The sequence below is a fragment of the Mesorhizobium sp. NPDC059025 genome, from assembly GCF_042739655.1.
Taxonomy (GTDB): domain Bacteria; phylum Pseudomonadota; class Alphaproteobacteria; order Rhizobiales; family Rhizobiaceae; genus Mesorhizobium.
In genome coordinates this window covers 389,629-413,485 of the sequence record NZ_JBHYIM010000001.1, presented here as the reverse complement: position 1 = coordinate 413,485, position 23,857 = coordinate 389,629, and the positions used below count along the sequence as shown (strand labels likewise).

The 23,857-nt window shown below is 54.5% G+C and carries 16 protein-coding genes and 6 pseudogenes; 13 read left to right on the top strand and 9 right to left on the bottom strand.

The genetic code is table 11. The features are described from left to right. Position 1 precedes the first annotated feature (1 nt). From ACFWYE_RS01895 to ACFWYE_RS01880, 4 genes are all read right to left on the bottom strand, one after another. Entirely contained in the window at positions 2-994 is a 993-nt protein-coding gene (locus ACFWYE_RS01895; RefSeq protein WP_379109235.1) for a helix-turn-helix domain-containing protein, read from the bottom strand. 386 nt (positions 995-1,380) lie between these two features. Continuing rightward, positions 1,381-2,181, bottom strand: coding sequence for a hypothetical protein (locus ACFWYE_RS01890; RefSeq protein WP_379109233.1), 801 nt, complete (start codon positions 2,179-2,181; stop codon positions 1,381-1,383). A gap of 524 nt (positions 2,182-2,705) precedes the next feature. Then, on the bottom strand, positions 2,706-3,419 hold the full coding sequence (locus tag ACFWYE_RS01885) for an ABC transporter ATP-binding protein (protein WP_379109232.1): 714 nt from the start codon (positions 3,417-3,419) through the stop codon (positions 2,706-2,708). After that, the gene (locus tag ACFWYE_RS01880; protein ID WP_379109230.1) at positions 3,416-4,621 is read right to left on the bottom strand and encodes a capsule biosynthesis protein; all 1,206 of its coding nucleotides are present in this window, start codon (positions 4,619-4,621) and stop codon (positions 3,416-3,418) included. The genes ACFWYE_RS01885 and ACFWYE_RS01880 overlap by 4 nt, the downstream gene beginning before the upstream one ends. A gap of 119 nt (positions 4,622-4,740) precedes the next feature. Here ACFWYE_RS01880 and ACFWYE_RS01875 point away from each other — a divergent pair. From ACFWYE_RS01875 to ACFWYE_RS01855, 5 genes and pseudogenes are all read left to right on the top strand, one after another. Further along, a pseudogene (locus ACFWYE_RS01875) lies at positions 4,741-5,541 on the top strand (IS481 family transposase). A gap of 285 nt (positions 5,542-5,826) precedes the next feature. Next, complete coding sequence (locus tag ACFWYE_RS01870) at positions 5,827-7,239, top strand: capsular biosynthesis protein (protein ID WP_379109229.1); 1,413 nt, start codon at positions 5,827-5,829, stop codon at positions 7,237-7,239. Between the two features lie 30 nt (positions 7,240-7,269). Continuing rightward, positions 7,270-9,375, top strand: coding sequence for a capsular polysaccharide biosynthesis protein (locus tag ACFWYE_RS01865; RefSeq protein WP_379109227.1), 2,106 nt, complete (start codon positions 7,270-7,272; stop codon positions 9,373-9,375). Beyond that, a complete protein-coding gene (locus ACFWYE_RS01860) occupies positions 9,372-10,724 on the top strand; it encodes a glycosyltransferase family 4 protein (RefSeq protein WP_379109225.1) in 1,353 nt (450 codons plus the stop codon). The genes ACFWYE_RS01865 and ACFWYE_RS01860 overlap by 4 nt, the downstream gene beginning before the upstream one ends. 95 nt (positions 10,725-10,819) lie before the next feature. Beyond that, positions 10,820-11,965: an FkbM family methyltransferase gene (locus tag ACFWYE_RS01855; RefSeq protein ID WP_379109223.1), complete on the top strand. Its 1,146-nt coding sequence runs from the start codon at positions 10,820-10,822 to the stop codon at positions 11,963-11,965. Between the two features lie 193 nt (positions 11,966-12,158). Here ACFWYE_RS01855 and ACFWYE_RS01850 read toward each other — a convergent pair whose 3' ends face one another. Next, positions 12,159-13,058, bottom strand: coding sequence for an ABC transporter permease (locus ACFWYE_RS01850; RefSeq protein ID WP_379109221.1), 900 nt, complete (start codon positions 13,056-13,058; stop codon positions 12,159-12,161). Between the two features lie 44 nt (positions 13,059-13,102). Here ACFWYE_RS01850 and ACFWYE_RS01845 point away from each other — a divergent pair, with 44 nt between their 5' ends. After that, complete coding sequence (locus tag ACFWYE_RS01845) at positions 13,103-14,338, top strand: capsule biosynthesis protein (RefSeq protein WP_379109219.1); 1,236 nt, start codon at positions 13,103-13,105, stop codon at positions 14,336-14,338. A 75-nt stretch (positions 14,339-14,413) separates the two neighbouring features. On the opposite strand, the pseudogene ACFWYE_RS01840 reads toward ACFWYE_RS01845, so the two are convergent. Beyond that, a pseudogene (locus ACFWYE_RS01840) lies at positions 14,414-14,724 on the bottom strand (transposase domain-containing protein); the annotation flags it as partial. A gap of 114 nt (positions 14,725-14,838) precedes the next feature. Here ACFWYE_RS01840 and ACFWYE_RS01835 point away from each other — a divergent pair. The 7 genes and pseudogenes from ACFWYE_RS01835 to ACFWYE_RS01805 form a co-directional block, all read left to right on the top strand. Continuing rightward, positions 14,839-15,242, top strand: a pseudogene (locus ACFWYE_RS01835) (IS481 family transposase); the annotation flags it as partial. Positions 15,243-15,318: 76 nt separating this feature from the next. Continuing rightward, complete coding sequence (locus tag ACFWYE_RS01830; RefSeq protein WP_379109217.1) at positions 15,319-15,735, top strand: transposase; 417 nt, start codon at positions 15,319-15,321, stop codon at positions 15,733-15,735. 34 nt (positions 15,736-15,769) lie between these two features. Continuing rightward, positions 15,770-15,934: an IS66 family insertion sequence element accessory protein TnpB gene (gene tnpB / locus ACFWYE_RS01825; protein WP_379109215.1), complete on the top strand. Its 165-nt coding sequence runs from the start codon at positions 15,770-15,772 to the stop codon at positions 15,932-15,934. A 78-nt stretch (positions 15,935-16,012) separates the two neighbouring features. After that, positions 16,013-17,053: pseudogene (locus ACFWYE_RS01820) on the top strand (IS110 family transposase). A 197-nt stretch (positions 17,054-17,250) separates the two neighbouring features. Continuing rightward, positions 17,251-17,499 (top strand): IS66 family insertion sequence element accessory protein TnpB, encoded by a 249-nt coding sequence (tnpB, locus tag ACFWYE_RS01815; RefSeq protein ID WP_379109213.1) that lies wholly within the window; start codon positions 17,251-17,253, stop codon positions 17,497-17,499. A 67-nt stretch (positions 17,500-17,566) separates the two neighbouring features. Then, positions 17,567-19,100: pseudogene (tnpC, locus tag ACFWYE_RS01810) on the top strand (IS66 family transposase). A gap of 21 nt (positions 19,101-19,121) precedes the next feature. After that, positions 19,122-19,561, top strand: a pseudogene (locus ACFWYE_RS01805) (DDE-type integrase/transposase/recombinase); the annotation flags it as partial. 74 nt (positions 19,562-19,635) lie between these two features. On the opposite strand, the gene ACFWYE_RS01800 reads toward ACFWYE_RS01805, so the two are convergent. The 3 genes from ACFWYE_RS01800 to ACFWYE_RS01790 form a co-directional block, all read right to left on the bottom strand. Beyond that, positions 19,636-20,397 carry a tetratricopeptide repeat protein gene (locus ACFWYE_RS01800; protein ID WP_379109211.1) on the bottom strand — a complete coding sequence of 254 codons (762 nt, stop codon included), beginning with the start codon at positions 20,395-20,397 and terminating at the stop codon, positions 19,636-19,638. Between the two features lie 101 nt (positions 20,398-20,498). Next, on the bottom strand, positions 20,499-21,479 hold the full coding sequence (locus ACFWYE_RS01795) for a hypothetical protein (RefSeq protein WP_379109209.1): 981 nt from the start codon (positions 21,477-21,479) through the stop codon (positions 20,499-20,501). Beyond that, positions 21,457-23,781 carry a glycosyltransferase family 4 protein gene (locus ACFWYE_RS01790; RefSeq protein WP_379109207.1) on the bottom strand — a complete coding sequence of 775 codons (2,325 nt, stop codon included), beginning with the start codon at positions 23,779-23,781 and terminating at the stop codon, positions 21,457-21,459. Before ACFWYE_RS01790 ends, ACFWYE_RS01795 begins: the two co-directional genes overlap by 23 nt. Positions 23,782-23,857: the final 76 nt, after the last annotated feature.

Below are 23,857 nucleotides of genomic sequence, written 5' to 3'. Positions count from 1 at the left end.
TTCAGGATTCCCTTGACAAGCGCATTATAGATGATGGAGTGAATCCATACGCACTCTTATAAAGAACCGAGAAGCGACCCGGATTTGAAAATTGCAAACTCAAAGCTAGATCGGTTATGCTATTAGTCTGCCCTCCTTTTATGAGCCCGTGCGCAGCCGATAGCCGGAAGCTGCATAATGCTCCAATTGGAGTATCTCGGCGATACATGCGGAACATGCGCTGGAGAGCCCGCACGCCGCACCCAGCAGCACTGGCTATGTCTTCCAGCGTTATCGGATTGTGCAGATTTTCCCGCATGAAAGTTTCCGCTTTCAGCAATTGTCGCGGCGCCTGCTGGGAGGCGCCACCGTCAAAAGCGCGAGAGATACTGTGTGGTAGCTTGGCGAAAAGCTTGACGAGCAACAGATCTTCATATGCCCTCGCAAGCAGGGCCCGCTCCGACGGCTGGGCAGCCTCTAGATCTTTCTCGGCCTGTTGAAGCATGCTGTAGAGCCCCTGCGTATCCCCTTGACTGAATGTCATAAGGGGAAGTGAAAATTCTTGCGCGTACGGAGCTAGTGAGACCTCTTCGAAATATTTTCGAAACATCGATTCAGGAATCTGCAGTATAAACCAAGCACTTTTTGACTTCATGCTAATCTGAAAGTGCCCTCTTTGGCACACTCCGGCATAGTGGCCAGAAGGAATTCGATAGCTTTTATGGGTGCATTTACTATTGATATAAACCTCCCCAGACAAAACAAAAACAACGTTTATCGTATGAATATCCGACCTAGATACCGCTTCTAGTAAACATAAATTCTCACCACTTATGATATAAGCATAACAAAATGTCTGTTTTTTAAATTTTAACGAATACCCGTCAATACCATCCGGCAATACCTTCCATTTCCATCTTGATTCCATCACATCTAGATTTCGAACAATTTCTCCACGCGAATACGCATGAAAACTGCTAACACTTTGATCCGAAAACTTTCCTTGGATGGTCACTTGCGGCATACCCCAAATAACAAACCCAGCAATTATAAAATATATGATCGCAATAAAACCAATTCAGTACATATTGCGACAATAATATACGAAAAAAAACTTCACCATTCGACATAGTCAACATATTTTTTGCTATTAACGCCCCGGAAAATTCATAAGGATCCTTACTTTTCCATCTCAATGCAGAGATCGCACAAAGTAAGCCCCCCCATTGAGACGGTGAATTGGGACCGTCGATTTTTTGAATTAGCGAAGAGCACGACGCCGAACGCCTTAGGATCCAACGACCAGCCGCGCATCCATTTTTCTTCATATGAGGCTATGGACACGGCTCAGCTCCTCGCCTGCCGAAGATGTTGTCGGGTTCGTTCAGCTCTGCTATCGACCTAGCGGTACCGCCCTGCTTCACGAATAAACCTTGCGTCGCACAGGTGAGAAGCGTGCAATCCTAACTGCGCTATGCTGCTGTCTTCGAAGAACTGAGCGTCAATCGGCCGCTGCGGCTTGTCAGGCGCGCCAAGTGGGAAAATCAGTCGCCCGCGGAGGGCAAGCGGGTCGATCCAGTTTGGATCGGGCTGGCATGCAGCGAGGTTGCCATGGATGTGGTCGACAGGCAGCTGACAAGCCGCGGCATCCGCAACAATGACTTCAACGTTGTCACAGGGCTTGAGGCAGATCTTGGCCGAATAATCCAGAAATGAATCCAGCTCCAAGGCTATGACCTTGCCTGTGGCTCCCACGAGCAGCAACAGAATTGCTGGATAGTATCCCATTCCCGCGCCTACGTGGAGCACCGTTTGTCCGGAAGAGGGAGAGGCATGAAAAAGTCGTACATGCGGTGCTGGTCCACCGTTGTTTGATCCAAGCCAAGGAAAAAGAATAAACGAAACGTCCCTGTCCGCGACGGCTGGATTGTTGTGCTGAAGCGCTGTCAGCTTCCGACCGTCGTCAATCATCACCCGGGGATCGCTGCCGAGCAAATTTTGGCGGGGAACTTTAGCGAAGACATATCTGAGCGGTTCGCTTTCAGGAAAATCTGCTTTCGCAAACACATCCTGCGCAAGATTTCGCCATATCAGAGACAAGTCATTAATTTGCATAGGGAACTGCACGCCCGCTATGATCCATAAGCGAGTAAAACCAATCCCCAGAAAATTTAGAATAGCAATTATGATCGCTTGAGGCAAGAAAGCAGTTATCGACTTTCACGGACACTTGGCGTCCACTTTTGCATCATCCGCGAATGATTTGGATCGGCATTTTGCGGGCATTCAACACGTTTTTTCACAGCCTCTCGCGAGAGCGTGCTGCGCCGGCGTCTTTTCCGCCAAAATACAATGCAAGTGGTGTGTAGCGCTCAGTCGAACGGGCGGACTGCTACCCCAAAGATCGAAAGTGACTGGCCACGAAGTGTTACTATGAGCTGCTCGTCACTCCGATGCCGGCTGCAACGAAGCGAAGCCTTCCGATGACACGCAAGATGAAATCAAGGGTGAAGGCGTGGCGTGCAACGACGCTGATTGTCGTGCTGTCGACACCCATCGCCGGGCGGTAAAGTCTCGGCGATCCCCTTCCAATCTGCTCGAAGGTGGCGTCGGTTTCGCGACGCGCTACTGTGGACCAGGAAGGGACACCCAACGTGAACATTTAGTCATGCTGCGCACGCAACTTAATCGACACCAACAGAAACCACGGGCACTTCTTAAAAGCTCTATAGAGTGGAATAGATATGAAAAGCGCGCTTAACGTCATCGAACAAACGGCCGCGGCCATTTTTCATTACCAACGCAGAAGTGCACAGATCGCCGATCAAACTGAGATTGTGGCCCACGATTATCATGGAGCGATCTTTTCGTTTGATGAAGAGCTCTTCGAATGAGCGAATCTGAAATCGCTTATCGCCAACGGCAATCACCTCGTCGATTAAATAACAGTCGAAATCAATGGACAGCGACAAGCCGAAAGCTAGGCGTGCCCGCATCCCGGACGAATAACTTTTGATAGGCATGCGCAAATACTTACCCAGATCGCTGAAGACCTCGACGCAGTCGCGTACTTCCTCGAGCGGTTTTCCATAAATGCGCGCCAGGAACCGCATACAATCGAACCCTGTCATTGACCCGCCAAAACCACCGCTCAACGCGATTGGCCATGAAAGAGACATGGTGCGGACAACTCTTCCGGAAGTCGGTTCTTCTATACCTGCAATAAGACGGACAAGCGTGGATTTGCCAGCGCCATTGTGGCCGAGAATAGCTATTTTTTCACCGCGACCGACTTTCAAGTTGATACCATCAAGTACACGGTGCTTGCTGCCGCGGACTTCATAGTCCTTCACCAAATCAAAGACGCCGACCATGCCCTCCGCTTCGGAGGAAGCAGGAAGAACGGATTCTCTGCCGGCATGCGGCGACAGGTTATTCATTGGGATTCGGCATGTTCTAAGAGTTGCCCCGTGAAAAAGCTGGCGATCCAATAAATCGAGAAAAATATGGCGAACAACAGGAGCACAGACCTCAGGCGCTTGGGGTAAAGCGCATAATCGGGCAGGTTCGGATTGGCGATCCGCTCCAAATAAAGTTGCTGCCGTTGAGCATCGATTTTCGCGCTCTCGAGGGAAGCTGTTGCCGAGGCCAGCATCTTCGTCGCCATTTCCCTCTCAAGCAAAAGCTGCTCGTACTGTGCGATGCGGGGGGCCATGGAGTTGTCGCTGCCGACGATACGCGCTCGCTCCTCGCTGATCTGACGTTCCGTGGCGGTGATGCGCACGCGTAGAGCTTCTACCTGCGGACTTTGGGGGGTCTGGACTTCGACTTCCATTAACCGGGTTTTGCTTTCGGAGACCTCGTCTGAAAGCCTGGCGATCAAATCTAGCGCCGCCGCCGACTGCTTCGTTGGATCGACCATGACTTCCCGGTTTCGAAAATCTGTAAGGCGCTTCTGCATATGCGACAGCCGCCGCTCGCTGTGCCAGACCTCCACCTGAGCATAGCGGATCGCGTCCTGCCGTGCCCGGTCGTTGAGGCGGTTGATAAGCTTTTCCGAATGCTGGAGAAGTGCGTCCGCAAGCTTCCACGCATCATCAGGCCTTGTCGCCCTGATTTGTAATGCTGTGACGCCACTTCCACTGTCGGTGCTGATTTCTACGAAGCGCAAGTAGTGCTCGAAAACTTGTTCGTCAGATGGCGTCACCCAAGGGAGAGGAAATCTGGTCAGAAAGTCAGCCTCGGGACGGGAAAGTATCTCTTTCAGTTCGTTCGCTTTGACAAGCTCATTCATGGCGGCGCGCGACAGAATGAACTCGCTTACGATGTAGCTATCGTCCTGGGCCCGCACGAACCCGGTACTTTGCAAAAAGCCGCTTAGCAGACCTGCTGCATTCCGATTGGGACTGCGGACGATGAATTTGGTTTCAGACGCATATAAGTCGGAAGCAATGAGCCCATAGTAGAGACATCCCATAGTCGTAGGGACAATCACCATAAGAAAAAACAATAAATATGGTCTTGTCCGTGCAACAATTCTTCGCCACTTTGGCATACGGTTTGAAATTGGCGCTCCTACATCGTGGATGCTTACAAGCGTGACCAAATCGTTGAATTCAGCGTTGTCACCTACGCGAGTCATGATGCTGCAATTCCGGTGGAGGCGATTAAGATGGAATGCTGGTCTGCCGAGCTTAGGTGCGTAATTTCTGAATGTGGCGGCGCAACATTGAATCTGACTCGTCGGGATGAGGATGCCCTTTGGCTAGCGTTCTTCATGCCAGCACCCGCACGACGTCGCGTCTTCGAACCGAGCTCCAAGTTTCGCAAGAGAGCATCCGGTCCATTGCCACCCACTACGAGCTGAATCCGAAGACAGTAACCGAATGGCGTGGGCAGTTCCCCCCGGCCGATACGCCGACGGTTCCGAAAGCGCCTGAGAGCACAATTCTGACGTTCGCCGAGGAGAGCATCCTCGTGGTCTTCCGCTGGGAGACGCTGCGGCCTCTGGATGAGGTGCTCGGTTGTCTGAGGAATACCATCCCCAATCTCAGCCGCAGCGCATTGCACCGTTGCCTCCAGCGCCATGGTATTTCCCGGCGACCGGTCGAGGAGACCAAGACCCAACGCAAGCGATTCAAGACCTATGAGATAGGCTACGCCCACGTCGACAGTTGCAAGTTTTGCCATGTCGACGGCAAACCTGTCATTTTCTTGGCGGTCGGCTTCGACCGGGTCTGGATGACCAATGGCATCGAGCACCGGCTGACCAAACCCAACCATCCCTGGACCAACAATCGGCCGGAACAGATAAACGGCACCACCAAGGACGCCACCATCAAGGACGCCACCATCAAGGACGCCACCATCAAAATCTACCACTTCGACGATTTGGAAAGCCTCAAGATCCATGTCCTGACCTCCGTCACCGTCACAACTTCGCCAATCACCTCAAGGCCAGGAAATGGAACCGCCCCGACAGGCGGTTTTCAAACGCCTGGACAAGGTTCCAATAGTCTTCCAGATCGACCCGCGCCATCTCCTGCGGGACCTCACACTTAGGTATTTCTAGCCGTAAATCACAAGCAAATTAATTCGCCCATAAACAACCAAGTGTCAAGAAACTTAGCAAGATTCTCCTTCGGCAGATTTTTTTAATAACGACATCACGCATACCCCGTTAACGTATATTGTTTTTAGTGAAATATTTTGTCGCAATATATACTTTCTCGACGTAATTAGTATAGCTAAAGCCATTTCTCCCAATGATAAATACATGTATAGCCATGCGGTCACGACAACAGGCGGACGGACCCTGTGTTGCCATTGTTCTACAGGAAACTTGGAATGGCGAAGTCCGATACCGTGGCAGGCAGCAGCAGGCTGATCAATTTCTCCGGTCGTAATACGTTTCGGAGACGCGACCGCACCTACATCGCAAAGAATGTCCCGTCGAAGCCGCTGATACTGATGTTACAGGGCCCGGTTGGTCCATTCTTCAGTAGTTTTCGCAGGGTGCTTGCTGCGCAAGGCTACAATGCGCTCAAAATCAATTTCAACGGAGGTGATTGGCTATTTTCGCATGGCAAGCACACGCTGAATTTCTGCGGGACGACAGATTCCTGGGCGGATTGGCTGCAAACATTCGTCAAAGGAAGTCGACCGTTGGCGATCGTTCTCTTCGGCGACAGTCGTCCCTATCACCGTACAGCCATAGATGTCGCGAAACGCCTTTGTGTCCCCGTACTGTGTCTTGAGGAGGGTTACTCACGACCGCATTTCATCTCTTGCGAATGGGGTGGCAACAATGCCCTTTCCCCACTGCGGTATCCGCCACGAGAGGTGCGTCTCCCGTCAGTCGAACCGGATGAGTCCATAGAGGGAAACGTGTTTCGGGCCATTGCGCTGGATGCTATCGCCTACTACGCCCTCAAATCTCTCGGATCTTTGTATTTCTTCGGGAACGCCCATCATCGCAATCGTGGTGTTTTTTCCGAGGCTGTCCTGTGGACGCGTAACTTCTATCGCAAGCTCAGATACTATTTTGAGAACAACGGGTTCATGATGAACCTTATTGAAAATTTGGATAGTCAATATTTCGTTGTCGCTTTGCAGGTTCACGACGATCAGCAGTTGATACGCCATGGCAAGGGCTGGTCGATGGAGCGCTTGATCGCTGAGACGATCAGATCGTTTGCAAAGAGCGCCGAGCCAACTCACCATCTCGTCTTCAAGGTTCACCCCATGGATCGTGGCCATAAAAGCTACCGTCCGTTCGTGAAGGAGTTGGCGCGACTTAGTAACTGCATCGAGCGCGTGCATGTGATCGATGATGGGTCAATCGGATTGATTATCCGTCATTCGCTCGGCCTCGTCACGGTTAATAGTACGTCAGGTCTATTGGCGCTCAACCATGGCAAGCCCGTCCTGGCTCTGGGCGACGCACTCTATGGCATGGACAAACTTGCAACATATCCTGGTAACGACCCGGTAGCGGTTCTTAGTTGGTTTTGGCGCTTTCCAATGCCCCCGGAGAGCGAATGTGTGCGGCAATTCACAGCGCGGATGCATCGGGAAAGCCTTGTGAACGGCAGTTTCTATCTACGTGCTTACATCGACGGAACTTGCAAGCGGGTCTTGGGGCATATTCAGCATATTCAGGAGACTGTTTCCGCCTCTGCTGGTGCAGCTATGACTTCAAATACCAGCAATGAGGGCCCTTCGCAGGTCGCACCGGCTGCGGTCGGCAACCCACAATAGAATTGGACTACGCCACTGGATGTTTCAGATATGAGCAATTTCCAAGAGTTGCAGGGGAAGCAATATCTCGAGTCCGAGCGGGGGCGAGCGTCATGGCTGCCGCGCGAAGGCGCGGAGCTTTTGGCATTTCTCCCTACACGTCTTCGCTTTCCTCTCATCAGTGCGGGAATTGGCGCGACACTTCATTCACTCGAACTGGCGACAGGGCCCGCGGATGGAGTGATCGGCTGGGGAAACAAGCCGCTCGCACGTATTGCGCGACGGTATGCGCGCTTCAGGAATCTGCCATTTTGGACGCTGGAAGATGGCTTCCTCCGGTCCGTTGGTCTGGGCAAAACAGGATCTCCCTCCGTATCGATGGTTGTCGACGATATTGGTATTCATTTCTCCGCACACTCGCCTTCCAGATTGGAGATGCTTCTGCAGGAAAATACACCCGATACGGACCTGACACGTGCGCGTGATTTGCGCGCATGGATCGTCAGCGAAAGATTGTCGAAGTATAACCATCTGCCCGATCACCCTCTTACCTTACCATGGTCTCATCGCAAGCGCGTCCTCCTAGTGGATCAAGTTATGGGCGATATGTCGATCGAAGGAGCCGCGGCCGGGCCCGAGACCTTCCGGCGAATGTGGGACCAGGCACGTTCCCTAAAAAATGTGGAAATTCTTGTCAAAAGCCATCCCGACGTAGTCGCTGGTTATTCCAGAGGCTATTTGACTGAACTTGCTTCCGCTGGCGGCGTCACGCTTATTACCGATGCCGTTTCGTCGCATTCCGTACTCGATGCTGTGGATGAGGTCTGGACGGTTTCGAGCCAACTGGGCTTTGATGCTCTTTTACGGGAAAAGCCCGTCATTACCTTTGGCCTTCCTGTCTATGCCGGTTGGGGACTGACGCTAGATCACGCAGAAGGGAGCGTTGCAGCGGCTGTTTTTTCCAGGCGCACTCGTCGCGTAAGCATAGATGAGTTCGTTCGTGCCGCCTTTCTCGACTACTCGGTCTACGTCGATCCAGTAAAGCGGCAATCCGTGAGCGCGGAACAAGCGGTTGAACGGCTAATCTCATGGAGAAGACGCGTGCTTTCTCTGCGTGGCAGCTATCTCTGCATAGGCTTTTCGCGACAAAAAAAGAAGATGACCCGCCGCTACCTTGAAGGCCCATGGTCGAACGTAGTGTTTACTTCCAACATCCAGACTGAACACGTGGAAGCGGCCGACCACCTCGTGCTATGGGGCAAAAGCCTTTCTTCGAGCCAAGAAATCCAACTGGGGAAGGTCAGGAAACCGATTATCCGAGTGGAAGATGGGTTCATCCGCTCCGTAGGTCTGGGCTCAGACCTCGTCTCTCCATCCTCGCTTTGCTTTGATTCCGAAGGCATCTATTTCGATGCTCTGCACACAAGCGGTCTCGAAATCCTGTTGAAGAACACCAATTTCGACACCGCATTGCTCAATCGGGCCAAGCGGTTGAGGCAAACTATCGTAGCTCTCGGCATCACTAAATATAATCTGCCTAAATCGCGATCTCTCGATTACCGCCAACTGGCAGGCGGGCGAGCTGTCATAATGGTGGCAGAGCAAGTACCCAACGATGCGTCGCTACGCTTTGGGATAGCAAGTTACGATTCGAACGTTGAACTGCTGAAAGCTGTGCGCGCCATCCGTCCCGAAGCATTCATTATCTACAAAGAGCATCCCGATCTAATCGCCGGAAACCGGAACGGCCGTACGGACGCAAGCCAGTTGCGGACCGATGCCGACCTTGTGGTAGGACAGGTTAATCTCGATGAGGTGCTCCATGCATGCGACGAAGTGCATGTTGCAACTTCGCTGGTCGGATTTGAAGCGCTACTGCGCTCGCGCCCCGTCTGGTGCCATGGCTTACCGTTCTATGCAGGGTGGGGCCTCACCAATGACGCGACTATTTCTATACGCAGGCAAAGGATTTTGGAACTCGATGCGCTCATTGCCGGCACACTGATACTTTATCCCCAATACTGGTCGTACAAAACGAATCTGCCTTGCGAGGTTGAGGATGTTGTCAATGAACTCCATCGCACGAAACAACGCGCGAAGCGTTCATTTTTTGTGGGTCGGCGGCTTCATCTCCCATCGTTGGGAGCGGAGCGATGAATGGGCTCGTGATGGATATCTCCCGATTGATTGATCGAGCTCACTTCCCAACTCCCACCGGCATAGATCGCTATGAGCTGCATTATGCGCTCTGGGTCAGGGAACGATTAAAACATCCTACACGCAAGGCAAACAACTCCGGGTTCATTGAAACAGGACGTAGAGGTGCTGCAGCTGTTCAGGCGAAACGAGCCGATAAACTCATTTCGTGTTTAAGCCAGCGTTGGTCAAGTGAAAAACTGTCTCCTTCCCAGGCTGTTCTGTTGGATCAGATTGCGGCTGCAATCGATGGAAAAATCGGATGGCAATCTGTAAAAAATAATACCGGCAACGAATCGAGCGGTTCTATCTACACGTTACGAAAATCCACTCGTCTGCTGCTGAACGATCTCGTGCGGCTCCGCTGCCTGCCCATTAATACTTCAATGATGCATGTCTCACACAGTCGGCTTGACTGTCCCGGAGCTTTTTCTTGGCTTGGTCAATCGCAACCAAGCAGCATTTTTTACGTCCACGACCTTATCCCATTGTCGCACCCCGAATTTGTTCGTGCGGAAGAACCCAGACGGCATTTTCGTCGCATGGAGACCATCCTAGCCCACGCGGCGCTTGTGTTGTGCAATTCACAGGCAACCGCCCGCGCTTTTCGTAGCTTCGCACAGGAGCAGAACCGCCCGCTGCCCTCGATTGCGGTGCTGCCCCCAGGTATCGAGGACTGCTTTTCAAGTGTATCCCAAAAAGACTGGCCAAAACCTAAGAACTGCTACTTCGTTACGGTTGGCACCATAGAACCTCGAAAGAACCACATTCTTCTTCTCCGCCTCTGGCAACACCTAGTGGAGCGGGATGGATTCCGCGCCCCGCGCCTAGTGATCGTCGGAAAACGAGGATGGGAAAACGGTCACGTTCTCGCGATGCTTGAACGCTGCCCAGCCTTGCGTGGCTTTGTGATCGAAGTACCAAACCTGGGAGATGCGGCTCTGGCGCGATTGCTTGTGGGTGCCTCCGCTTTACTCGCCCCTTCCTTTGCTGAAGGTTACGGAATGCCAATCTCCGAAGCGCTCGCAGCCCGCCTACCGGTAATTGCTTCAAATATCCCTTCCCATAGGGAAGCAGGTGGCGGTGCTATCTTCCTCGATCCATTTGATGGACTAAGCTGGCGTACCGCTATTGATGCAATCACCGCCAGTCCTCGCCAGCAGAAACCGCCGATGAGCACACCGCATCGCTGGAGCGTCCATTTCGACGACTTGGAAGGCTTAATTAAAAACGGCATGGCAGTTCACCACTACGCGGCGCAACGTGCTCCACGCCAAATCTGGTCTTTTTCACCCGGCACATGTGAATGACCAATAGCCACATCTAAACAAGCATCAGGTCCACTGATTTTTCACGCCGCAAGCGCTCGGGGTCCGCGATAGCTGCAAGATAAAAAGGCATACCCGTGACAAGTTATTATGACATCGAAAATTGTTACAAGCTCATTCTTGGCCGACCATTGAATCACCAAGAAAGAGAATTGATAAATCATAATTTTCTTGAGCTTACGGACATCCCCCTTGAGGAACACAGGAGGCGATTTTTGACATCGACAGAGTTTCATGAACGCCACGGTGAATTAGTTTTTGATAATTTTGTTCCAAAATCCACAATAATTTTATTTGAAACAGTTGATGGATTTAAGATATACTTAGATTTAAGGCAGTATCATATTTCCTTTGGCATAATGAGTGGGGAATACGAGAAATTTGATATCGAGTTGGTTAAAGCAATCGTCCCTGACGAGGGTCATTTCATCGATGTTGGTGGCAACGTCGGCTATTATTCGCTTTCTGTGGCAGCGAAACCGAAGTTCAGCGGCAACATTCTTGCATTTGAGCCTCTTCCGAAACTTTGGGAGCTCTTCGACCGATCCATTAAGGAGAACGGCTTCACTGCACAGGCCGTCGTGCGCCAGCTCGCACTAGCCGATAGGTCCGGCGAGATGGAGCTCAGCGATGCCGAAAAGACGATCAATGCGGGAGCAACCCGGCTTGTCGCCCACAGCGTGAGAGCAGGCGAAGCCGGACATGTAACGCGCGTCGAAACGCTCGATAACGTTATTCAGCACCATCGACCGGACGTCATCAAGGTAGATATTGAAGGAGCTGAAGAGTTATTCCTTGCCGGCGCGACGCAAACTGTTACCCGACACAGACCAACTATGTTGATGGAAATCAATCGTGACATGCTCGCGGTGTTATCGAAGACAAGTCCTGGCGCCATCTACCGACATGTATCTGCGCTCGGTTATGGTATTTGGAGTGTTGAAGATAGAAAACTGATACATATTCAGAACGAATCTATGCTTGAGACACAATTCCCCTTTGGCAAGGTTGCCAATATTCTCGCGGTCCATGGCGACCGCATGAAGGAAGTGCAAGAGCGTATCAAGCCGCTTGGCTCGGAACTCGAAAGGATACAAGCGAAAAAGATTCGCCGGAAAAAAGCGGATGTCGCATTGACCGCGCTTTCCTATCCAACGACTCGAACTGGAGATTCGGAGTCCAACGATGGGAAAGGGTCCCTGCAGGGACTCGAAGCGACTTAACGGCCATCAGTGCTGATGGGTTATGAGGCTTATGCCCCGACGCTGAATTCATCAAGCACAGTTCCTCGAAGACGCATTCTTCTACCATGAAACAAGGATCGTCAGATTCATGGGCGACAAGGAACCAGATCTGCAGAGAACAAACCAATGGCTAGGACAGAGAGCACACACATACAGCAGGATCACAGATCCCTTACTCAAACTTGACATGGCGCCTTGCTCGATCGACCAGAAAAAGTCCAACTGCTGTCGTGAACAGGCAGCATTTGAAAATATAGCCGATGTCGTAGTAGGTAACGAGCGAATCTCCAAATACGCCCGCACGGAAAAGTTCGAAACAATGGACAAGGGGCACATAGAGCGCGAGCTTCCGCGCCTCACTGGGCAGCCATGCTACCATAAAAAACATACCCGAAATGGGCAGCAGCAGGTACTGCATAGGCTGAATGATCTTTTCAACGAACTCCAATCTCTCCGACGCAGCGGCAAGTATGAGCCCGGCTGCAAATGCAAACCATGCCATGAAAAGCCAACCAGCAAGAAGCAGGCCGATGTTTTCGTAGGGCTCCATGAAATTCGCCACGCGCACGATCGTATAGACCACGACCAGCGCAACCGTTGTTCCCCCAATTTCCAAGAATGCTCGGGCAAAAAGGGCGTCAGCCAAACGTATTTGGCGATGATACATCAGTGGAAGGTTCTGCCGCAAACAAGAGACCGAGTGCGAGGTCACGTGACGCCAGAGCGTGAGCGGCATGTAGCCGCTCAGAACGAAAGCCACGAGGACGAGACCGTGGGATTCACGCTTCAGCAGAGACCACATCAGCATCACGCCGCATGTCAGGATCATCGGTTCGAGGACCAGCCAGAGAAAGCCCATATTCTCACGACCATAGCGGGTCAGCATCTCCCGCATGATCAGTGCACCAATGACGCGTGCCTGGATTTTCAATCCGGTCGTGAAACGCGACATACCTTTGGCTTCCTCGTGCCCTGCAGGCATGCACTTTCCCTTGCTCAACTTCCGTACGGAAACTGCCACGTTACCGGCGATGGCCCACAGCTCAATATGTTTTCCGACAATTTCAGACAATTAAGACTGCAACTTAACGGGTTGAGCCCGCTGAAGGTTTTGCCATGCTTCCGTTGACCAAGAACAACTCGGTGTATCTCGTTGCGGATGCTACAAGCCAGGCCTTGGTGCAACGGGCAGACCCAAGCATAGTGAGATCCTCGTTCGCCAAATTGTCACAAGTGCAGAGGCTGACTCATCTTACCAGAAAGCCATCCTGGCGAACGCGCATCTTTCTTGCCATGGTAGTGTTGCCCGTTGCGCTAGTGGGCCTCTACTACGGCATTTTTGCAGCGCCGATCTACGTATCGGAATCCGCCTTTGTCGTGCGCATGGCATCCCCACCGTCATCGAATGCCTTTGGCTCTTTGCTGCAAAATAGCGGTATCACTCGGTCACAGGACGACACTTTCTCCGTCCAGGAATATATGCGATCACGAGACGCGCTGGGCGAGATTGGCAAGCAGTTGCCTCTCCGCGCAATCTTTGGCAGCCCAGATGCCGACTGGCTGACTCGGTTTCCTCGCTTCTGGGAGTATGGCAGCAAAGAGGAATTATACCGATATTATGCCGATCGTGTGGCGGTCATACACAACGATACTACCGGTATAACGACGCTGCGCACCACCGCATTTCACGCGAGGGAGGCCTATGACCTCAATACCAAGCTGCTGGCGCTCGGCGGTAATCTTTTGTCGCGCCTGAATGATCGCGCACGCGGCGATGCGGTAAGATTTGCTATCCAAGAGGTTCGCGGTGCAGAAGACCGCGTCATTGAGGCACAAAAAACCATCACCAATTTCCGTAACAAGGAATTGATGATCGACCCGAATGCGAATTCCACTTCCATGGCCGAACTAATCAGCCGACTCTCTGCCGAATTAGCGACGACCAACGCACGCCTAGCTGAAACTCATAAAACCACTCCAGACAGTAGTGTCATTCCATTCATGACTAGCCGCATTGCCGCTCTCGAAAACCAAATCAGCATGGAACGTGCCAAAATAGCCGGATCCGATACATCGATCGCTCCGAGGATCGCAAGTTACGAAAGCTTGGTGTTGCTGCGGGAATTTGCCAACAAGGCCCTTGTCTCGGCGCTTGATGCGCTTGAGGTGGCACGGGCCGACGCACGGCGTCAACAGCTGTATCTTGAGGTGATCGTTCCTCCACATTTGCCCGACGAAGCAGAGCTGCCACTGGGGCTCAAAGCGATATTTATCACCTTTCTCGTGACAAGCTTCACCTATTTGCTGGGATGGCTGCTCCTTACCGCAATAAGAGACCACGACAGCGGTTGATGGATATGTGACTGCGGGGTAAGCGTCCGATGAGGGCCGCGGTCAGGCTGCTTTCACCGTGACGGTGAGTCGGCGTCATTTCCATGGCAGGAGATCGCCTAGCCGGCTCTGCGGCGTATCGGCGATGTGGGCGAGCACGTCGGCGAGCCAAGCCTGCAGTCAACTTCGTTGAGGCGGGCGGTCGCGATCAACGTCTACATGACGGCGGCGCGTTGGGAGCCGGCGAAGAGTCAGGGCTTTCTGGCGAGAGCCAGGCCGCCCAGCGCCAGTTCGGCCGCATTGCTCATTATGCAGACGCACCGGTCTCCGAGGAAGCGTGTGAAGCCATTCCGGCGCTTGAACATGTAGTCGATCGGCTGTGCGACGTACCCCTCCGGTGAGAGCCGCCTTGTAGGCTGAGGGCGAACGTCGGAAGTCCCAGGGGTAATCCTAGGTGTCTAGATGTTTAGTCCCGGAGTGTGGGGAATCAGTCAAGCTGTCCCTTCATTCAGGGACAAATTATGGGACAGATACTCCACGGCAGCGCCACGACCACGCACGCCATTCGAGCGGCAATACAGCGATCGAAGGCTCCGCTCAAAGAACTCGCAACGCAGCACGGTTTAAATCAGAAGACCGTTGCCAAGTGGCGCAAGCGGGCCTTCGTCCACGATGCACCGATGGGTCCGAAGATTGTATGCTCCACCGTTCTGACGGTTGATGAAGGGCGATGGTCATCGCCTTTCGCAAGCATACGCTGCTGCCTCTGGATGACTGTCTCTATGCGCTGCAAGCGACGATCCCGCACTTGACGCGTTCGTCCTTGCATCGCTGCTTTCAGCGCCATGGGATCAGCCGCTTGCCCAAAGTCGCGGGCGAGAAGTCGGCCAAACAACCCTTCAAGCGCTACCCGATTGGCTATTTCGTAAGCGCTGTTCTGGTGGCACCTTTCGCGCGTGGTCGTGAGGAACGATGTTCGGAGCCTTTGAGGGGTTCGACACGTGACGATTTCAGAGCTTACGCTTAAATCCAGCGATCTTGAGCCCGCGCGCCGTTTCGAGGTGTTCACGGGTTCCGGTCGGCGGTGCGAATGGCTGCCGGAAGAGAAAGCCCGGATCGTGGCGGAAAGTTACGATGCCGGCGAGACCGTGAGTGCCGTGGCCCGGCGGTATGCATTGTCCCCGCAGCAGTTGTTCGCCTGGCGTCGGGCTGCTCGTGTACCGTTGGCGGAGACGCTGGCACCGGAACCGTTGTTCGTGCCGGCAGTGGTGCGGCTCCGAAGCTGGAACCGACGCGGAAACAGCAGCCACAACGCAAACGGAAAGCCGCCCGCGACGCCGGCGTTATCGAGCTGGAGATCGACGGCGTCGCCATGCGTGTCGGCCGTGGCGCCGACGCCAAGACGGTCGCGGCGGTGATCCGCGCGCTGAAGGCGACGTCGTGATCGGGCCGATGGGTGCGGTCAAGGTCATGGTCGCGACGAAGCCGGTGGACTTCCGCAAGGGTGCGGAGGGCTTGACGGCCCTGGTGCGCGAGACGATGGACGCCGATCCGTTCAGCGGCGCGATCTACGTCTTCCGCGCCAAACACACGGACCGGATCAAGCTGATCTTCTGATGGGATGGACGGCCTCCGCCCCCAGCTGCGACGCTGACGAGCCAGGCTGGCTGGCTGCTGGAGAGAGAGGTGTTCAACATGACAAGCGACCAGATCGCGATGGTCGGCATCGACATCGCCAAGCACGTGTTCCAGATACATGCCACCGACGCGGCCGGACGATCGGTGCTGCAGAAACGGGTACGCAGATCAGCACTCTTGGATATCATTCCAGAGATTCCACCCTGCACAGTGATATTGGAAGCGTGCGCGACCGCGCATCATTGGGCGCGCGAATTCATTGCAATGGGCCACGACGTAAAGTTGATCGCACCGCAGTATGTGAAGCCATTCGTCAAAACGAACAAAAACGATGCTGCTGATGCCGAAGCAATTTGCGAAGCAGCGGCCCGACCCTCGATGCGGTTTGTGCCGGTGAAGAGTCGCGAGCAGCAAGCATTGGGCATGCTTCACAAATCGCGCGATCTTCTCATTCGCCAGCGAACCAACGTATCGGTGGCTTTGCGATCGCATCTGGCGGAGTTTGGGATCATCTCTGCGCAAGGCATGCATAACGCCCTGAAGGCCGCATACGCCGTGACGGACGACGTGTACAGGACGCTTCCTCAACTTGTGAAGGAGGTCGTTGAAGTACTTCATTGCCAACTCCAGGATCTCGAGGCCCGCATCAAGGTACTCGACGCGCGCATTTTGGCCTGGCATCGGGAGAGTCCGATGAGCAAAAGACTCGCGACAATTCCCGGGATTGGACCGATCATTGCGACTGCACTCATTGCAGCGGTCAGCGACCCCTAGCACTTCAAATCGGGGCGCCAGTTTGCAGCGTGGCTCGGCCTCGTGCCGCGGCAACATTCAAGCGGTGGGAAGGATCGTCTCGGGCCGATCAGCAAGCGGGGAAACCCGTATTTAAGAAAGCTTTTGATCGTCGGCAATCGATCAACCCTGCGCTGGGCGCGGTCACGTCCCACCGGCACCTCGGCCTGGCTCGCGAACCTTCTGGAGCGCAAACCGACTAACGTGGTCGCCACGGCGATGGCCAACAAAACAGCCAGGATCGCGTGGGCGATTATGGTGCGGAAGGTAAACTTCATTCCAGCGGTCCTGCGAACCGTCGCGTAAAGCAGACCGCTTCGAAAGCGCCAGGAGCCGTAATCGCATTGCAAGACTGAAGTTGAATGATGGCAAACGGTCGTGACCGTGACTGATAAAGCCCGTCCGTCCGAGAGGACTTCGAGTCCGCTCTTTTGATGGGGTGTCAGTTCGCGGATTCCATCAAGGCCCGTGCGGCTACGCATCGCACACTGGAGGCCGAATACATGACCGCAAGCGATCCGCATGCTGTCGGCCATCTCAGCTCTTGCAAAACGGAGGCCGTCCAAACATGGGACGGCACCGGCGTCTGCCTCTATGCCACGCCCCTGGAGGACGGGGAGTTCCGCTGGCCAAAGGTTCAGGACGGCGTGATGCGGCTGACGGCGGCGCAGTTCTCTGCGCTGCTCGAAGGTCTCGACTGGCGGCGCGTCCATGAGGCGCGCCGGACCCGCGGTCCAGCTCAGGCCGGCTGACCCGCGACGAAGTGAATCAGCCTGGATTCCGCTCCCGGGCTGTCGGCGAATATGGTCTGATCCACTCATGGCGATGACGGCTGACCAGCTTCCCGACGATCCGGACGCGCTGAAGGCGATGGTCCTGGCGCGCGACGTCGAGAATGCTCGCCTGATCCAGATCATTAAGGAATTGCAGCGTCATCCCTTCGGCCGTCGTGCGGAGACGCTTCCCGAGGATCAGTTGCTGCTAGGGCTCGAAGAGGCCGAGCAGATCGAGGCCGCCGGCGAGGAGGAGACCGAACAGGCTGCTCCCATGGAGCGTCAGGCGCGTGTCACCGAGCGTCGGGCGAACCGCGGCGTGTTGCCACCCCATCTGCCACGTACGGAGATGGGGGGCGACATCGAGGACCATGCCTGCCCGTGCTGCCGCAATGACTTGCATCGGATCGGCGAGGACGTAAGCGAGCGGCTCGACATCGTTCCGGCGCAACTGCGTGTGATCGTCGTGCGCCGGCCCAAATATGCCTGCCGTGCCTGCGAGGACGTGATCGTTCAGGCTCCGGCGCCCGCCCGGCTGATCGAAGGCGGGCTGCCGACCGAGGCCACCGTCGCGCAGGTGCTGGTCTCCAAATATGCCGATCACCTGCCGCTCTATCGCCAGGCGCAGATCTACGCCCGGCAGGGCATCAATCTTGATCGCTCGACACTCGCCGACTGGGTCGGCCGCGCCGCCTGGCACCTGCGTCCGATTCATGAACGGCTGCTGGCGAAGCTGAAGTCCTCGCCGAAGCTGTTCTCCGACGAGACCACTGCGCCGGTACTCGATCCCGGTCGCGGCAAGACCAAGACAGGCCAGCTCTGGGCTTATGCGCGTGATGATCGGCCATGGCAGGGGAACGACCCGCCGGGCGTCGCTTATGTCTATGCGCCGGACCGAAAGGCCGAGCGCCCGATCGCTCATCTGGCGGGCTTCACAGGAATCCTGCAGGTCGACGGCTATGGCGGCTATCGCGTGCTCGCCGACAACAGCGGCGTGACGCTCGCCTTCTGCTGGGCGCACGTGCGTAGGCGCTTCTATGAACTCGCCGCGGCCGGTTCCGCGCCGACCGCCAGCGAGGCGCTGAGACGGATCGCCGAACTTTTATCGCATCGAAGACGACATCCGTGGACGGTCGGCCGAGCAGCGTCGTGCCGTGCGCCAGGAAAAGAGCCTGCCGATCACCGTCGCTCTCGAGCCCTGGCTGCGCGAGAAGCTCGGGCTGATCAGCCAGAAGACAAAGCTCGCCGAGGCGATCCGATACACGCTGTCGCGCTGGGAAGGCCTCTCGCGCTTCCTCAACGATGGCCGCATCGAGATCGATAGCAACACTGTTGAACGCTCGATCCGTCCTACTGCGCTAAACCGCAAGAATGCACTCTTTGCCGGATCGGACGGCGGCGCTGAGCACTGGGCCTTCGTCGCTTCGCTGATCGAAACCTGCAAACTCAACGGTGTCGAGCCGCTCGGCTATCTCACCGACATCCTCACCCGGATCATCAACGGCCACCCAAACAGCCAGATCGACGATCTCCTGCCGTGGGCCTACATCCGCGCTGCCGAACTCAGCGCAGTGGCCTGAGAACATCGCTTACGCTATTTCCACATCCACATCGACATCGCCGAAGTCCGAACCGAGGAAGGTAGGCTCTATCTCTTCGTAGCGGGGGACCGCACCTCGAAATTTGCCATTGCTCGGCTGATGCAGAAGGCGACCACCGTCACAGCCAGAGCTTTCCTCAACGAATTGGTCGAAGCCGTTCCCTACAAGATCCACACCGTGCTCACCGACAACGGCATCCAGTTCGCCGACCTACCCAAGAACCGGGACGGCCCTACCGCGCGCTGGCGCGGCCACCCTTTCGACCGAACCTGCTGGGGACACGGCATCGAACACCGCCTCACCAAGCCAACCATCTATGTACCAACGGTCAGGTCGAAAGGATGAACCGAACGCTGAAGGAGGCAACCGTCCGGCGATATCACTACGAAACCCACCATCAGCTCGAAAATCACCTTGCTGCCTTCCTTGATGGGTACAACGTAAGACCGTATGTCCGCCTCTGTCGGTGAGGTGGCTCTCACCGGAGGCATACACTGCGGGCTGCTTTGAGCTGTTAGTCCTCAATCCAGAAACAAGTGTAGATCTCACGCATACATGCGCGGATTTCGCGCTCGCAGATAGATTCTGGCGCTACATGATCTCGCAACTCGAATTCCATGGTGCGTGCGCGGATGTATTGCCGCAACGCGGCACTGAAATCATGCATCGCCTTGTAGAGATGGCCAACCTGGATTTCGACGTCGACGAGAGAATTCGGTTCAACAGCTTTGGCATAGCTGCGATAGGCTTCATAGAGTTTCAGAGCCTCACTGAAGTCGCCCGCCTCCTTCGTCACGTTCGCGAATATGGCAATAAGATCCGTTTCGCCGCTGCCAACGAGTTCGCGCAACAAATCCCGCGCTTCGTGCCAGCGCCCCGCCGTCACCATCTCAAGCGCGCTTTGCCGCATTTCCTCGATCTCACGTCGAGAAATGCGCATCCGAGTGGTATTTGCGTGATATAAAACATCGTTGTTGCCTGGGGCAAGACGCTCCGCCTGCTCATACCATTCGAGTGCTGTTTTCGGGTCGTTCATCTTGTTGAAAAGATGACCGAGCTGCAGATAAACGTCCCAATCGTCTGAGTGAGAGTCGAGAAATTTCAGATAGGCTAGCCGCGCCTTCTCGAAATCTCCGAGTTCTTTGGAAGCGTGCCCAAACTGAACAAGCAGAGCTGTCCGCTGTGGCTCATCTTCCAAAGCTTTGGCGTAACAGTGCGCGGCACGGGCCCAGTCGCTTCGATCGCGAGCTGCATCGGCTTCGATGATCATGTTCATCGAAGCTTCCTGCTCAGTTTGCCTCCAGCGTGAATACACGTTTGAGTTGATCCGAAAGGCAATTGAGCGCAGGAAATTAAACGGCACACGAGCACTCTGGATCATGAAGCGCGCTGCATTGCGATGTTGCGGGGCCTCAGCCACCTGCTTTTGGAGTTTCGTTCGTGGACACGTATGCGCAGTTCGATGAATCGATGCTCGTGCTCTATACCGACACAAACAGTGCCAGAAAACGACCCCACGATCGTCAGACTCTGCAGAATGTCGAGACCGGAATTCGCCACGATTTCCACGTCGATTTCCGCGTTCTTCTCCTGAACCAGATCAAGACTAAGCAACCATAGGCCTTCTGTGAAACTCCGCTTTGGGCCGACAATCAACCACCCAGGATACACATTCCAGCCATTGTCGGAGATGCTAAGCGGTTGGCGCAGAAGATCGGGGCCGATCATCCAGCCAACATTTTCCACTTCGCGAACAAAAACCAGCGTTTCTTGCCCGTTTTTATCGACAACGAGCCCGGCGGGCATAATACGTGCATCCGTTGGGTCAGCGCTTTGCGCCTTTTCTATTTCTCGGGTCGGTTGAAGCGTATCCCAGAGCACTGTGGTGCCGTCGCGATGCGCACTAGCAACAACCCGTTTCACGACTTCTGAACGCGTCGCCACGCCGCGACGCAGATCGAACTCGAGGCTCAGCCGCTCTCCAGCGCTCGGATCTCGATCGCAGATTTGCGTAAAAATGTATTGGAGGAAAGCAGCATCATTTTCCGGCGCAAATTGCGTGAAACTTTCGATGACCGAGAATTGATCGGGCTTACGCGTGAGGACGTGCATGGCCGTATTGCGGTACAATTTTGCCGGCACAGTCGCGGTACGCGCTCCGAGTGCATCGATGATCCTTAGACGGCTGGTTCCTTTGCGTATTGCATTCGCTAGATCAAGACGATCTGCCATGGGCAACTCGTTCTCCGTAAGATCAAGCGCCGCAGCCCAAGCTTCAACGAAACTTTCCGCCGGATAGGAGAAGATATCGTTCGGCAGGGCATGAAGCAGTGGTTCATGCAACTCGACGACAGTCATCTTTTCCTTCCAGAATCTGTTCGATTGCCGCGACATGCCGTGCGGCTATCCGCGAATAGGAATACCATTGCGATGCCCGGCGGCGGTCGACGTCGCGAAGGGTCAGAAGTTCCGGACTCTGCGCGAGGCTCAGCAATGCTTCGGCAATGCATCCAACGTCAGTGCTCCTTACAACATGGCTGAGTGGCCACATGTCACGCAGCACCGGTGAACGTGAACACAGCATCGGACGGTTGGCTGCCATTGCGATCCGCGCGGCTCCCGTAGCTGTTTCAGTCGAAGGACCATAAAGAAAGGCAAGAAGATTACAGCCCGCCAGTTCGTGCCGAAGCTTGTCCTCTGGTACGAAATCGAAGCGCGCCGAAATACTGTCCGATAGCGACAAGTGCTTAATCAAGTTTTCAAGAGTTGCCCTAGCTGTGCGTGACGTTTCATTGGGGAGCACACAATTCAAAAGTTTCAGCCGCAGCCGCGGTTCGTAGGCGCGAGCCTGTGCAAACGCCAGCACCAGCTGATCGACATTCTTGTGAGGCATGAGGAAGCCAAAGGAGCCAATCGTGAAATGATCCGGATCCGGCCGTGGAGTATTCCCCGACTCCGGAAGCACACCATGCGGAATAACAATGGGGTTATGGTGCCCGGTGGCCGCCAGCAGTTCTGCATCCTCGGCAGAATGGACAAAAACCAAATCAAACGCCCTCGTCCATTGCAAAGAACCGCCGCGCATCGCTTCTTTGACGCTGTGCATGGTGATGACGCGTAAGCGATGTCTGTACTTTGCAAACCCCTGCGTAAGCATTTCCATGTCGCGCGTGGAGAAATGACCTGGATGATGTTGAATCCACAGGACGTTGCCTCGTCCATGTTCAACTTGCCTGATAAGGCACTGGAGTGCGGCCAGATCATAGCCCCAGATTCGCGATACGCTGAGGCATTTCAGTTCCGTTGAGATACTATCTGAGATATCCGAAAGCCCATCGTTCAGAATTCGGCGGGCGAAAATATGCGCCAGTCTACCCGAGAACGGCAACGTTCCATAAAGATGTTGTGAATAGGTAGCAATTCCGCATTGCTGTTGCCACGACGATATCAGGTCTATACTCCAATCGCGTCTTGGCGCGGCAGACGTAGCGGATGATTTCTGCAAGGCAGCGAGCACGCGGCGCGCGACGTCTCGCCAAGTAAAATGGGCAGCAAGCCGCCTGCGTGCCCGTGTGCAGCGGGCCTGGGCTTCGTCTGGTGAATCAAGCACGGCTCGCATCTGCACGCCCAGTTCGTCGACCGACGGCTCTGCCCATAGACTGAGCGACCCCGCAACATGGGCCTGTGATGCTGCCAAATGGTAGCCGACGAGCCATGCTGTATCAGGTCCGCAGAAATCGAGCTGGCCACCGTAATTCGTTGTGACCACAGGAACGCTGAGGCGCATTGCCTCAACCAGCGGCAGAGCGAAACCTTCACCCCTGCTCGGCGCTACGATCATTGCTGCCGTGCGATACAGCACCAGCAGTTGTTCGTTATCACAATACGTATCGAGAACTGTAACCGGTGGCGCAGCGGCCAGGCGCGTGGCTCTCTCTACCATCGCCGCAGCGAGAACATTGTCCGGGTTCGGAAAAGTCTTGATCACGAGTTCGACGGGGTCCTCCTTCCGAAAGGTCTGTGAATAGGCATCTAGAAGAACATCGATACCTTTACGGGGGAAACATGAGGAGACATGCAAAATACGTTTGCGGGGGTGTGGAGGTAACAGAGATGGCGAAAGGCCTGCTTCATCGCTGACATGATCGCAACCATTACCAATAACTTCGATCGGAATCGAAACACCCGACTGAACGAACGCTTGTTTGACGAAATTGGACGTCACCATAACAAGGTCAAGGTCACGATTAAAACGGTCAACGAGATGTTGTGGGAATTCCAGTTCTTCCCAGGCAAAGCTGACATACGCATTAACCCGGCCAACCATATTGTGAGTTGCCGGCGGCCATGTGTTGCGCAAATGGATATCGAATTGTTCGCCAGTAGCAGGATAGGTTTCGCACATCCGCAGCTTGACGGAGGTGGCAACATCCAATTCAGGATCAACCTGCCAGCCTTGTTCTGAAGTGTGGCAAGTGAGATCGACTCCAATATCAATCAGTGCGTTTGCGAGATGCCGATTGACGATAGCGAGGCTGTAGTTCCCCTTAAACACACCGTCAAAAAAAACAGTTTTGCCGCAGAACATTTTAATCAACGAGTTTTCGTCGATTTGGCAAATGTCGAGCGAATAAGGTGAAATGAAATCACTATGATCCATTCACGGAACCCTGAGCCCTTGTAGCCGGAAATGAGTGAATTAAGTAATTGCAACTAAGCCAGCGGTTCTCGAAAGA